This is a genomic window from Rhodovibrio salinarum DSM 9154, assembly GCF_000515255.1.
GTDB lineage: Bacteria > Pseudomonadota > Alphaproteobacteria > Kiloniellales > Rhodovibrionaceae > Rhodovibrio > Rhodovibrio salinarum.
In genome coordinates this window covers 1,753,691-1,766,260 of record NZ_KI911559.1, presented here as the reverse complement: position 1 = coordinate 1,766,260, position 12,570 = coordinate 1,753,691, and the positions used below count along the sequence as shown (strand labels likewise).

Below are 12,570 nucleotides of genomic sequence, written 5' to 3'. Positions count from 1 at the left end.
GCCCCTACGATCAGCCATTGGCATGGGTCGAGACGCGGTCGATGGGCCATCTCGAAGGAAGCCAAAAGGCGGGCCGGCGCCGCGACTCTACTCCGCCGCCGCCTTCTGCGGCGCCGGCTTTTCCGGAATCTCGCGGCCTTCCAGGGACTTCGGCACGGGACCGCCGGTCGCCCAGTCGAGCAGCTCGGCGGTGTGCACGACCGGAACGTCGGTGCCGCTTTGAATCTGGGTCATGCAGCCGACGTTGCCGGCGGCAATCACGTCGGGCCGGGTCTTGCCGATGTTGGCGACCTTGCGGTCGCGCAGCTGGCTGGCGATCTCCGGCTGCAGCAGGTTGTAGGTGCCCGCGGAGCCGCAGCAGATGTGCGCTTCCGGTACGTCCTTCACCTGGAAGCCCGCCGCGCCCAATAGTGTCTTCGGCGCCTTGGTGACGCCCTGGCCGTGCTGCAGCGAGCAGGCGGCGTGATAGGTCACGCGCAGGTCCGGCTGGCGCACGGGGGTGTTCAGGCCGAACTCGCTCATGAATTCGGTAACGTCCTTGGCGATCGCCTGCACCCGCTCGGCCTCCGGACGCCAGGCCTCGTCGTGGCGGAACAGGAAGCCGTAGTCCTTCACGGTATTGCCGCAACCGCTCGTGTTGATGATCACGGCATCCAGCCCCTCGCCGTCCATCTCACGAGTCCAGGCGGCGATGTTCGCCTTGGCCTGCGTCTGCGCGTCCTCGGTATCGCCCATGTGCTGGACCAGCGCGCCGCAGCACCCCTGCTCCTTGGTCACCACCACCTCGACGCCGTGGCGGTTCAACAGGCGGACCGTCGCCTCGTTGATCGACGGGTTCACGACCTTCTGCGCGCAGCCGGCGAGCAGTCCAACACGCGCGCGCCGCGGCCCTTCGGCCGGAAAGACCTGCGGTCTGTCGACCCAGCTGGGCGACGGCAATTCCTTGGGCGCCATACCGACCAGCGTCTTCAGCCGTCCGGGCATCAGGGACGCGAACGGTTGGGCCAGCCGCGCGCCGAGCAGCGCGGCGCGGAAACGTCCCGAATAGGGCAGCACCAGCTGCAGCAATCGGCGCAACGCGCGGTCCGGCAGCGGCCGGGTGTAGTGCTCGTTGATGTACTCCCGCCCGTGTTCCAGCAGGTGGGCGTAGTTCACCGTCGCCGGACAGGTGGTCATGCAGGACAGGCAGGTCAGGCAGCGGTCCAGATGGGTGACCGTCTTGTCATCCGGCGTTTTGCCCGATTCCAGCATGTTCTTGATCTGGTAGATCCGCCCGCGCGGACTATCCAGCTCGTCGCCCAACAGCACGAACGTCGGGCAGGTCGCCGTGCAGAAACCGCAGTGCGTGCACAGCCGCAGGATGTCGTTGGCGTCCTGCGTATCGGAATCGGCCAGCTGGGCGAGCGAGAAGTGGGTCTGCATGGGCTCGCTAAAAGCTCCCGCGTTGACGCTTGGTCGAGGTTAAACGCCGGCGTACATGCGCCCGGGGTTGAGCAGGCGCTTGGGGTCGAAGCCGTTCTTGAGGTTCTTCGTCAACGCCGCCAGACCGGCATCCTGTGGCTGGAACACCGGCACGGCCGCGCGGACCTGCTCGGAGGCCTTGATCAGGGTGGCGTGACCACCCGTGGCCCCCACGGCGCCGCGCACCCCCTCTACGAAGGCATCGGTGCCTTCCGGCACCGCGAGCCAGATCAGCCCGCCGCCCCAGTCCAGGTAGTACTGCGCGCGACTATCGAGCAGCGACAGCCGCGCGGCGACGTCCGGTCCCTGCGCCGGCGGCACGGAAATCCGCCAGACGGCCATGCCGTCCAGCCCGACGAACGGGCGCACGTCGCGAATCTCGGCCCACAAGGCTTGGCTCGCCTCATCCAGCAGGTCGGACGTGGCGCCGAAGCCCTGCACCACCTCCGCCACCTTGCGTGCGCGGTGTTCGACCGACTTGGGCGGGCCTTCCAGGCGCAGCGCCGTCACGCTCGTATGCGCGGCAGCGATATCCGACACCCTGCTATAGGGCGCGATGCCGGCCGGCAGGTGCGCCGCGCCAGACACCTCGAAGCTGGAGGTCAGGCCGGCGGTCAGCGCCTGCACCGCTTCGCCGGTGTCCAAACCGGTCAGCAGCACGGTGCGCGTCGCCTCGCTGGCGGGCAGGACCTTCATGGTGATCTCGGTCATCGCGGTCAGCGTGCCGTAGGAGCCGGCCATCAGCTTGCACAGGTCGTAGCCGGTGACGTTCTTCACCACCCGGCCGCCGGACTTGTACGCCTCGCCCCGGCCGGACACACCGGCATAGCCCAGGAAGTGATCGCGCGCCGCCCCGGCCTTGACCCGGCGCGGACCGGCCAGATTGCAGGCAACCGTGCCGCCCAGCGTCCCCTGCCCGGCCGGTGCACCCAGCAGCGGCGCCAGATCCGGCGGCTCGAACGCGAACGCCTGGTGGTGCTTCGCCAACTCCGCGACCAGTTCCGCCATCGGCGTACCAGCCCCGGCCTTCAGGACCAGTTCCTCCGGCTCGTACAATTCGATGCCGGAAAAGGCGGTCAGCGACAGGCCGGCCTGGGTCTGCATCGGCCGGCCAAGCGCGCGCTTGCTGCCCGATCCGCTCAGTTCCAGCGGCGCGTCGGCGCTCGCCGCCCAGGTCATCAGGTCGACCAACTGCTCCTGGGTTTCCGGGCGGTAGGTGGTCGCTTCGGGGTTGCGGGCGCCCGTGCCAGACACGGCGCCGTCGGGGGTGCTGTCGGTCATGGCGCGCTCAGAACCGGGGAATGTCCGGGAACGGCAGCTTGCCGCGATGGATGTGCATCTTCCCCATCTCCGCGCAGTTGGAGAGCGTGGGGAACATCTTGCCCGGGTTGAGCAGACCGTCGCGGTCAAACGCGCACTTGACGCGCTGCTGCATGTCGAGATCGATCTGGGTGAACATCTCCCCCATCAGATCGCGCTTCTCGACGCCGACGCCGTGCTCGCCGGTCAGCACGCCGCCGACCTGAACGCACAGCTTCAGGATATCCGCGCCGAACTCCTCCGCGCGCTCCAGCTGATTGCCCTCGTTGGCGTCGTACATGATCAGCGGGTGCAGGTTGCCGTCGCCGGCGTGGAAGACGTTGGCCACCCCCAGTTGGTAGTGCTCCGACATCTCGCGCATGCGGGCCAGCACGTGCGCCAGCTGGTGGCGCGGGATCGTGCCGTCCATGCAGTAGTAGTCGGGGGTGACCCGGCCCACGGCGGGGAAGGCCGCCTTGCGGCCGGCCCAGAACTTGGCGCGTTCCTCATCGTCCTGGCTGACACGCTCGTAACTGGCGCCGTTGTCCTGCGCGATCCGGGAGACGCGGGCGAGCAGCTCGTCGACCTCGCTCTCCGGACCGTCGAGTTCGCAGATCAACAGCGCCTCGACGTCGAGCGGATAGCCAGCCCTGACAAAGTCTTCGGCGGCCTGGATGGCGACCTTGTCCATCATCTCCACGCCCGCCGGCACGATGCCGCTGGCGATGATGCCGGCCACCGTATCGCCAGCCTGTTCGTTCGACGGGAAGCCAAGCAGGACGGCCCGCGCGCTTTCCGGGGCTTTCAGGATGCGTACCGTAACCTCGGTCACCACGCCCAACAGGCCTTCCGACCCGGTGATCAGGCCGAGGAGATCGTAGCCCTCGCTGTCCAGATGCTTGCCGCCCAGACGCACCACGGTGCCGTCGATCAGCACCATCTGCACGCCCAGCACGTTGTTCGTGGTCAGACCGTACTTCAGGCAGTGCACACCGCCCGAATTCTCCGCGATGTTGCCGCCGATCGAACAGGCGATCTGGGAGGAAGGATCCGGGGCGTAGTAGAAGCCCTCGTGCTCCACGGCCTTGGTAATGCCCAGGTTGGTCACGCCGGGTTGCGCGACGACGCAGCGGTTATCGTAGTCGACCTCGAGGATCTGGTTGAACTTGCCCAGGCCCAGCAGGATGCCGTCTTCCAGCGGCAGCGCGCCGCCCGACAGCGACGTCCCCGCCCCGCGCGGCACCACCCGGATGCCAAGGTCGTTGCAGTACGCCATGATCTGGCTGATCTGATCGACGGTACTGGGCAGCACCACGACCATCGGCGACGTGCGGTAAGCGGTCAGGCCGTCGGACTCGTAGGCCCGCTTTTCCGCTGCGTGCACGATCACGCCCTCGCCGGGCACGATTTCCCTCAGGCGCGCGACGATCTCGTCCTGCCGGTCGAGAATCTCGCGCTTGGGCTCGGGCATCGAGACCAAGGTCGTCTACCTCCGCATAATCGTCGCTCCGGCCGCAAGCCGCGCGCTAGGTGCACGCCTTCTGAAGTGCCGGAGTGATGATAAACGCCGACGTTCGACAGGTGGTTTCATCCACCCGCGCGCCGATCTTGCGCGAATTTGGCCGGTCGCCCGGCAGGTCCAGCCGCACCTCCAGGAGACGGTGCGCATGCAACTGGTAGTACCAGTTGCATGCAGTATGTGGCCGGCGCGTGCGCAAGGTCAACCTGATTGCCGTCACAATCGGCCAGCGCCGCTGCCCCCACAACGCAAAGAAGCCGCGCCGGGCGATCCCGACGCGGCTTCTTTGCGCGTTCGTTGAACGCCGTGCCGCCCGTTCTCGGGCGCGCGGCGTCAACTGTTGGCTGTTAGCCCTGGCGGGCCTTCAGACGCGGGTTCTTCTTGTTGATCACGTAGGTACGCCCGCGGCGGCGGATGACGCGGCAGTTCTTGTCCCGCTTCTTCGCGGTGCGCAGGGAATTGCGAATCTTCATGGCTGTTGGCGTTCCGGCTGACGCGTGGCTGGTTGTAAGGTTATCGGATTGCGATCTCCGGTCGGCGCCGTCGCTTCGCCCCGTCACCAAGGCTGTGGGACGCGCGCACCCCGGCCAATTCGGCGGCGGACCATAGTGGCCGCCCCCGCTCCCGTCAAGCGCGGCTGCGCGGGAGACTCCTTCAAGATCGGTGGCGCTTACCAGTCCGACAGGGTGGCGGCGCCACGCTTGATCGCGTGGAAGCGATAGACGCGCAGCGCGCCGCTTTCCAACGCGTTCAACCGGCGGGTCCAGAGGTCGCATTCATCCAACGCCAGTTGGCCGTAACGCTCAAGACGCCCGTCGTGCGCGGCATGCTCCATGAAGCTGGCCCAGCCGTGCTTCGCCGCGGCGATATGATGGTGGCTGCGATCCTCCTTGATGCGGACCTCTAACTTCAACTCCTTCAGCGCTTCCAGCCAGTCCGACACCGCCCACGGCGCCGGCGTCTCCGGCTCGCCATCGCGCCAGGCGTCCAGCTCCGGGCTGCGGTTGCCAACTGCTGAGAGGACGTAATCGGTGAACAGCAGTTGGCCGTTCGTCTTGAGCCCTTTCTCGATGGTGTGCAGCAGACGTGTTTTGTCGGGGACGCTTACGAAGGCCTCACGGGCGAACAGCACGTTGAGGCTGCCCGGCTTGATTTCGATCTCGCGCAGCCCTTCGGCGTGGATCGGCGCCTTCTTGGCCAGGCCAGCAATCTCGGACAGCTTCTGCCCCGCACGCGCGAGATCAGGATCGCTCTCGATACCGGCGATCCAGACGTTGAACTCCTTACTGACCGTCCGTGTCGCCCCGCCCAGACCGGCCCCAAGTTCCATCAAGGTCATCTTGGGGTCCAGGCCGATGGGCTTCAGCAGCGTGAGCACATCCGCCTCGCCGCCGGGGCGGTCGAACCCGGGACCCCAGACGTCCTGAACCAGGCTGATCCGCTCGTCGTCCCAGGGCAGGACCTTTTCCGGCGCGCGGACCTCATGGTCGGGCAACTCGGTCTCGACCGTCTCCGGCGGTATATCGGGCAGACGGATCTGATACCCGTTCCACCACGCCTTCAAGCGCAACGACCACGGAATCTTCCCCTGGCGCGCCAACGCGACCGGGATCCGCATTCCGTTGCCAGCTTTGGTGTCCGCCATTCGATCCACCTAAAGACCCACGAACCGTGCCGCCAGCGGCTGCTGGCGCGGCACGGTCAACCCCGCGCGAGCCTGCCGGATCGCGGTAAAGGGAAGGTAAATACGATCCTCGCGCCTGGGGCGGTCCAACCGTTTCCCTCAGGACGGGTTCCCACCGGAATCCGACGCCTCGTCCTGCGCGCTCGGGAAATTCATCCCGCCATCGGCATCCGCGTCACCGGCGGGCGTATCGAGACGCTTCAGGTCCTTGGCACCGTCCGGATTCGTCGATTCGAAGAAAGTGTAGGACAAGGTCACCGTCCGCACCTCGTCGGTATCGACATCCTTGGCAAGTTGCGGGGACACGAACAGCTCGACGGGCATGCGCACGCTCTCGCCCGCGTCCAGCTTCTCCTCGGTGAAGCAGAAGCACTGAATCTTGTTGACGTACTTCCCGACCTTGAGCGGCGTGACGTTATAGGCGGCATGGCCCACGATTGCGCGGTCGGCGTTGGACTTGGCGCGGAAATAGACCGTTTTCCGTTCGCCCAGGTCGATCGTAACCTTGCGCTGCTCGGGCCAGAATTCCCAGGGCAGGTCAGGCTGCACCTGGGTGGCGAACTGCACCGTGATCTCGCGGTCGACCCGCTCGACCGCCTGCCCGGCCGTCGCCCGCTGGGTGGTGCCGCCAATACCGGTCACCTGGCAGAACATGTTGTAGAGCGGCACCGCGTAATACATCAGCACCCCCATTGCGCACAGGATGCCGATCAACGGCAACACAGTCTTCAGGGTGCGACGACGGTCTTGGGCGGGAGTCGCCATCCCCACTCGCTCCTTTCAGTCCTTCGCGCTCAGGAACCGCGGTGCATAGCCCGTGGCAGGTTAGAGGTTGCCGGGAGATGGCGGCCGCGCAGCGACGTGTAAAGCGTGTGTCACATATGGACCGCGCGCCCCTCTGCCCGCGCATCGTCTATGGCCTGGAATCCCGCCGTCTCCTTATGGCTTCTGCGACATTTCGTCTCGCCGGGCGGGTAGCCCCCACGCGCTGAATCACAAATGCGCAACATTGAGCAGCGGGCCAACACTCAGTACTGTGCCAACAAATATTGAGGTATGCCTTTTCCGAGTCCCGCCCTATCGGTACCCCGGCATGCCACACCCAACCGTCTATGGGAGGGGATCATCTCCGTTTCCAGCGAGCGCGACCGCCCCTTGCGTGTTGGCGTTGTCGGCGTCGGCTATTTCGGGCGCTTCCATGCCGCCAAATACGCCGCGCTCGAAGGATGCGCGTTAAGCGCGGTGATCGACATCGACATCGAGCGCGCCCGCGCCGTGGCCGAGCCCTATGGCTGCCCCGCCTACGACCGACTGGATGCGGTCATCGATCAGGTCGATGCGCTGAGCATCGCAACGCCCACCTCGACGCACTACGAGGTTGCCCGCACCTGCCTGGAGAACGGCATCCACGTGCTGGTGGAAAAGCCGATGACCGCGACCCTGCAGCAGGCCGACGCGCTAATCGCGCTGGCCGACGCACGCGGCATGCTCCTGCAGGTCGGCCACCAGGAACGCTTCTTCGCCGCACAGGTCGGACTGGCGAGCATGGCAAGCGCGCCCACCGACATCTACTGCGAGCGCATGGGCCCGTTTACCGGGCGCAGCCTGGATTGCTCGGTGGTCACCGACCTGATGATCCACGATATCGATCTGGCCCAGTCCCTGGTGCGTACGCGGATCACCGGCGTGATCGGGCTGGGCGCGCCATCGGTCACCGACTACCCGGATGAAGCCGACGTCACGCTGTACTACGCCAACGGCTGCACGGTGCGCTTGGTCGCCAGCCGCGCCAGCGAGGGGCGGAGCCGGCGCGCGCGGATCGTCCAGGCGGACGGCACAATCGACATCGACTTCCTGGCACGCACCTGCAGCCACTCCCGCCTGGGCGCGATTGAGCCGCAGTTGCCCTACGTCAACGGCTCGATCAGCGGCCGGCGCGCCTTGATCAACGACAACCTGGGCCAGGAGCTGGCGGCCTTCATCGACGTGCTGCGCCACGGCGGCAAACCGATGGTGACCGGCGATGACGGCCGCCGGGCGCTTGAGACCGCGCTGATGATCGAGCAACACATGAACATCGTCCTCCCCGAACAACGCGCCGCCGGGGCAAGCGCCTAGACGCAGGCCCCCACCTGCCCCAGCTTCCCCGGCATTATGCTCACCCAGCCTCAGATCCAAAGCCTCTTCGAACGCCTGCACGCGCGCTATCACGTGCCGGAGGGCGAGCGCCGCCCGCACGTCAAGGAGGAGGTTGAGCACTTCCGCGCGCTGGTCGCCTGCCTGCTGTCCGCGCAGAGCCGCGACAGCAACACGGCCAAGGCAAAGACCGCCCTGTTCCAGCTGGCCGACACGCCCGAAAGCATCCTCGCCCTGCCCGACGCGGAGATCGCCGCCGCGATCAAGCCCTGCGGGCTGTACAATGCCAAGACCCGCAACCTGAGGCGTCTGGCGGCAGCGGTCCGCGATCGCGGTGGCGAGATTCCGCGCACCCGCAAGGGCTTGATGGAGCTGCCCGGAATCGGACGCAAATGCGCGGACATCGTGCTGCGGTTCTCGTTCGGGCAGGAGGCGATCGCCGTCGACACCCATGTCCACCGGGTCTGCAACCGCCTCGGCCTCGCCCACGGCAAGACCGAGGAACAGACCGCCCAGCAACTCGACGCGTGTGCCCCCGGCTGGGCCAAACGCGACGGTCACATCTGGCTGATCACCTTTGCCAAGCAGATCTGCACAGCCCGTGCGCCCAAGTGCCCGATCTGTCCCCTATCCGACCTGTGCGCCGCCTATCAGGCCGGCCAGATGACCCGCGGATAAGCCAACCGATCCGCGCACCGGCACGCTGCCGGAAGGCGAGGCCGGCCTCGGTCTCACTCCAACTCCAGAAACGCGCGCAGGGCGGTGAGCGTGGCTTGCGGCGCCTCGGCGTGGACCCAGTGACCGGCCGGCACGCGCGTGATCTGCGCATTGGGAAAATGCCGGTCGATCGCAGGCCGCGCCGCCTCGGTGACGTAGTCCGAGCGCGCGCCTGCCAGGAACAGGGTCGCGCCATCGTACCGGCCGTCAACGTCCGGCCAACCGGCCAGCGTGTCCATCGCGGCCCGGAGCGTCGAGAGGTTCAGGGTCCAGCGAAAGCCGGAGTCGCCACGGGTCAGGTTGGACAGCAGAAATTGCCGGATGCCCGGATCCTGGACCGCGCGCTTCAACTCCTGTTCGACGCTCTTGCGGCTGTCGTGGCGGGCGGGATCGACCGCCAGCATGGCGTCGACGAACGGCAACAGCGAACCGCCGGAATAGGCCATGGGCGCGATGTCGGCGACGATCAGCCGGTCGACCAGCTCGGGCCGGGTGAGCGCCAACACCATCGCCGCCTTGCCGCCCATGGAGTGGCCCAGCACCTCCGCCCGGCCTTCCGGCAGCTGTTCGATCAGCCCGGCGACGTCGTCCGCCATGGCGGGATAGGTCATCTCGTCCGACCAGGGCGAAGCACCGTGGTTGCGCAAGTCAGCAGCGATCACCCGCCGGCCGTCGGCCAGCCCCTTGGCGATCGTCGCCCAGTTCTTCGCCTGCCCGAACAAGCCGTGCAGCACGACCAGCGGCGGCCCATCGCCGGTGACGAGGGTGTTCAGCGTCTGTGTCATACGCCTTTGTGGTTCGCGGCCGGGCGCAAACGCAAGCCTTCTCCGGCGAACGCGGCGCACGGCAAGGAATCAGGAATGCACAGGGAACCGAAACGAAATGGTGGGCGTGCCAGGGATTGAACCTGGGACCTCCTCGATGTCAACGAGGCGCTCTCCCGCTGAGCTACACGCCCATCCCGCGATGGCGGGCGGCGCACCTTCCGACTCCCGCCGCTATCGCGGTCGCTCGCTTACCACCGTGCGCGGGGCTGTGCAAGGGGGGTGATGTCACGCCGGCGCAATCCGACCCGAGTCGTCGGGCGGTGCCGGACAGCACGGGGAGTTGGAACGGCCGGGGCAGCCCTCAGGCGCCCGGCGTCGTCTCGACAGCGAGGACCTCTTCGACCTGACGGGTCAGGTCGTTCAAATGGAAGGGCTTGGACAGCACCCGTGCGTCCGCCGGCGGGTCGTTGCGTGGGCTGAGCGCGACGGCGGCGAAGCCGGTGATGAACATCACCCGAATCCCGGGCCAGCGCCGTCCGGCACGCCGGGCCAGTTCAATCCCATCCATGCCGGGCATGACGACATCGGCCAGCAGCAGGTCGTAGCGCTGCAGATGTATCCGGGCATGGCCGCTTCGCCCGCAATCGACCGCATCGACTTTGTGCCCGGCCTTGCGCAGGGCCGCGGTCAGCACGTTGCGCAATCCCGTATCGTCTTCCGCCAAGAGAATCCGCGCCACCCGCCAAATCCCTATCCGTCCTTGTCACCTCTGGCATCCTGCAGCAGCGCGGTGCCAGGCACCATACCTTCACCGCCGTACCGCGCCCGCGACATCCGCGCTTGCCGGATGGCACGCCGGGCGCCATGTCGCCTTCGGCATAAGGGCCTTGCAGACGCCGGAGCCAATGGCAACCGCACCACCTCCATAGCTCCGCGAAGCCCAGCTTGGGGTGACAGGCGGGTCGCGATTCCGTAACACTCTGACACCGTCGAGGGCGCGCCGCCGCGCCCGGCATCCCCAAGAGGTCGAGACGCACACGTCGATGGAAGCGGAAATAGAGCCCTGCGAGATCGAGCGCCCGTGCGAGGTGCTGGCGCCGGAGACGCAGACCCTGCCGCTGGTCCTCGCTTCCCCGCACAGCGGCCGGCACTATCCGCCGGCGTTCGTCGAGTCCTCGCGTCTGGACCGGCTCAGCCTGCGCCGCAGCGAGGATGGCTTCGTCGACGAGATCTTCGCCAGCGCCCCCGAACTGGGCGCGCCGCTATTGCGGGCGAACTTCCCGCGCGCCTACGTCGACGCCAACCGGGAACCGTTCGAACTGGACCCCCGAATGTTCGTCGACCCCCTGCCCGCCTATGCCAACACCCGCAGCCCGCGGGTGGCCGCGGGTCTGGGCACGATCGCGCGGGTGGTCGCAAACGGCGCGGACATCTATCAGGACAAGTTGTCGTTCGCCGAGGCGCTGCGGCGCATCCGGAGCTACTACTGGCCCTATCACACCACGCTGCGCCAGCTACTCGACGACACCAAGGCGCGTTTCGGCGGGGCGATCCTGATCGACTGTCATTCCATGCCGTCGATCGGCGGCCCGATGGACCGCGACGCCGGCCATCGCCGGGTCGATTTCGTCCTGGGGGATTGCCACGGCCAGGCGTGCAACCCGGAAATCCCCCGGTTGGTGCACGAAATCCTGGCGAGCCAAGGTTACCACGTCACCCACAACACGCCTTACTCCGGCGGCTTCGTCACCCGCCACTACGGCCGGCCGGAAACGCACGTCCACGCCCTGCAGATCGAGGTCAACCGCGCGCTTTACATGGACGAGCGCCAGCTCCGCCGCGCCAGCGGCCTGAAGACCCTGGCCCGCGATCTGCGCAAGGTGATCGAGACGGTGGGTGCGCTCGACGCCAGCCAGCTATAGCCAGGCTGACGCGTTTCCCGATCCCGCACGGTCGATGGCGCCTGTTGGAATAACCGCCGCCTCCCCGTCGCCCAAAAGTGAGCACACAGAAAAAAGGGCCGTGCGGAAGCCCGCACGGCCCAAGTCTGGGGAGGTAAACGCTCATGAAGGGCGTTACGGCCCGATGGCCAACGGGCCACCGTGCCGCACTGCACAATTTGGGACCGTTCATGCTGCGATGCAAACAAAAAATGCGGGCCTGCGGCAAAACCGACCAGTTTCGGGCTATTTTGGTATCAACCCCATACCGAATTAACCTGTTTTAGGTAATAATTCTCGCGCAGGGCCGAATCACCTTGATACAAGTTAATGGCGTCAAGCCAGCTGGCACGAGTCGTGCATCCCCTCACAGCGCAGCACGTCCGCTTCGGAGCCTTTGCATGCCACGCCAGTCCCTTTACCTGCCCCGCCTCGCCGGCGCCCTGATCGCGACGCTCGTGATGACCGCCGCGATCGGTCCGGTGCGCGCCGACACGGCGGACGAAGCCGATCCCTGGGCGCTCTGCGCCGCGGCGACCGACGCGGCGGAGGCGATGCGCCCGGACCTGCCGGCGCACCTGATGGGGGCCTTGGCCAAGGTGGAATCGGGGCGCTGGCACGCCGCCAGCAAGGCAAGAGTTGCCTGGCCGTGGACCGTGATGGCCGAGGGACGTGGGCGATATCTGCCGAGCAAGGCCGCCGCGATTGCCGAAGTACGCCGGCTCCAGGCGCGCGGCGTCACCAATATCGACGTCGGCTGTATGCAGGTGAACCTGCACTGGCACGGCGAGGCGTTCGACACCCTGACTCAAGCGTTCGACCCGGCCTACAACGTCGCCTACGCGGCCGCCTTCCTGCTCGACCTGCGGTCAAGCGAGAATTCCTGGACCAAGGCGATCGGCGTCTATCACTCGCGCACGCCCAAGTATTCCGGGCCGTACCGCAGCAAGGTATTCCGCCACTGGCGCGCGGAGAAGAAAGCAGCGACCGCCGCCCGCATCGCCGAGCGGCGCGCCCCGAACACGGACGCGCCGTCCGACGGGTAAC

The 12,570-nt window shown here is 66.9% G+C and carries 13 protein-coding genes and 1 tRNA gene; 4 read left to right on the top strand and 10 right to left on the bottom strand.

Annotation, left to right across the window (positions count from 1 at the left end; genetic code table 11):
- Positions 1-87: 87 nt before the first annotated feature.
- The 7 genes from glcF to RHOSA_RS21305 all read right to left on the bottom strand — a co-directional run bounded on the left by glcF (position 88) and on the right by RHOSA_RS21305 (position 6,728).
- The gene (gene glcF / locus RHOSA_RS0108230; protein ID WP_027288295.1) at positions 88-1,422 is read right to left on the bottom strand and encodes a glycolate oxidase subunit GlcF; all 1,335 of its coding nucleotides are present in this window, start codon (positions 1,420-1,422) and stop codon (positions 88-90) included.
- 39 nt (positions 1,423-1,461) lie between these two features.
- On the bottom strand, positions 1,462-2,742 hold the full coding sequence (locus RHOSA_RS0108225) for an FAD-binding protein (protein ID WP_081728578.1): 1,281 nt from the start codon (positions 2,740-2,742) through the stop codon (positions 1,462-1,464).
- Between the two features lie 7 nt (positions 2,743-2,749).
- Positions 2,750-4,231: an FAD-linked oxidase C-terminal domain-containing protein gene (locus RHOSA_RS0108220; protein WP_027288293.1), complete on the bottom strand. Its 1,482-nt coding sequence runs from the start codon at positions 4,229-4,231 to the stop codon at positions 2,750-2,752.
- Between the two features lie 55 nt (positions 4,232-4,286).
- A complete protein-coding gene (locus RHOSA_RS25065) occupies positions 4,287-4,616 on the bottom strand; it encodes a hypothetical protein (RefSeq protein WP_156092618.1) in 330 nt (109 codons plus the stop codon).
- A 10-nt stretch (positions 4,617-4,626) separates the two neighbouring features.
- Positions 4,627-4,752 carry a type B 50S ribosomal protein L36 gene (gene ykgO, locus RHOSA_RS0108215; protein WP_027288292.1) on the bottom strand — a complete coding sequence of 42 codons (126 nt, stop codon included), beginning with the start codon at positions 4,750-4,752 and terminating at the stop codon, positions 4,627-4,629.
- Between the two features lie 197 nt (positions 4,753-4,949).
- Entirely contained in the window at positions 4,950-5,924 is a 975-nt protein-coding gene (locus RHOSA_RS0108210; RefSeq protein ID WP_027288291.1) for a hypothetical protein, read from the bottom strand.
- Positions 5,925-6,062: 138 nt separating this feature from the next.
- On the bottom strand, positions 6,063-6,728 hold the full coding sequence (locus RHOSA_RS21305) for a cytochrome c oxidase assembly protein (protein WP_051431947.1): 666 nt from the start codon (positions 6,726-6,728) through the stop codon (positions 6,063-6,065).
- Between the two features lie 291 nt (positions 6,729-7,019).
- Between RHOSA_RS21305 and RHOSA_RS0108200 the strand changes: the two genes are divergently transcribed.
- Both RHOSA_RS0108200 and RHOSA_RS0108195 read left to right on the top strand, forming a co-directional pair.
- Positions 7,020-8,081 (top strand): Gfo/Idh/MocA family protein, encoded by a 1,062-nt coding sequence (locus RHOSA_RS0108200; protein WP_081728577.1) that lies wholly within the window; start codon positions 7,020-7,022, stop codon positions 8,079-8,081.
- A gap of 36 nt (positions 8,082-8,117) precedes the next feature.
- Positions 8,118-8,777, top strand: a complete 660-nt coding sequence (locus tag RHOSA_RS0108195) for an endonuclease III domain-containing protein (protein ID WP_027288289.1) — start codon at positions 8,118-8,120, stop codon at positions 8,775-8,777.
- 53 nt (positions 8,778-8,830) lie between these two features.
- Here the strand turns inward: RHOSA_RS0108195 and RHOSA_RS0108190 are convergent, their stop codons facing one another.
- The 3 genes from RHOSA_RS0108190 to RHOSA_RS0108180 all read right to left on the bottom strand — a co-directional run bounded on the left by RHOSA_RS0108190 (position 8,831) and on the right by RHOSA_RS0108180 (position 10,322).
- Entirely contained in the window at positions 8,831-9,601 is a 771-nt protein-coding gene (locus RHOSA_RS0108190; protein WP_027288288.1) for an alpha/beta fold hydrolase, read from the bottom strand.
- Between the two features lie 98 nt (positions 9,602-9,699).
- Positions 9,700-9,774, bottom strand: a tRNA-Val gene (locus RHOSA_RS0108185).
- Between the two features lie 170 nt (positions 9,775-9,944).
- Complete coding sequence (locus tag RHOSA_RS0108180; RefSeq protein ID WP_027288287.1) at positions 9,945-10,322, bottom strand: response regulator; 378 nt, start codon at positions 10,320-10,322, stop codon at positions 9,945-9,947.
- Positions 10,323-10,626: 304 nt separating this feature from the next.
- Between RHOSA_RS0108180 and RHOSA_RS0108175 the strand changes: the two genes are divergently transcribed.
- Together RHOSA_RS0108175 and RHOSA_RS21300 are read left to right on the top strand one after the other, a co-directional pair.
- A complete protein-coding gene (locus RHOSA_RS0108175; protein WP_027288286.1) occupies positions 10,627-11,505 on the top strand; it encodes an N-formylglutamate amidohydrolase in 879 nt (292 codons plus the stop codon).
- 419 nt (positions 11,506-11,924) lie between these two features.
- Positions 11,925-12,569: a lysozyme family protein gene (locus RHOSA_RS21300; RefSeq protein WP_051431946.1), complete on the top strand. Its 645-nt coding sequence runs from the start codon at positions 11,925-11,927 to the stop codon at positions 12,567-12,569.
- Position 12,570 lies beyond the last annotated feature (1 nt).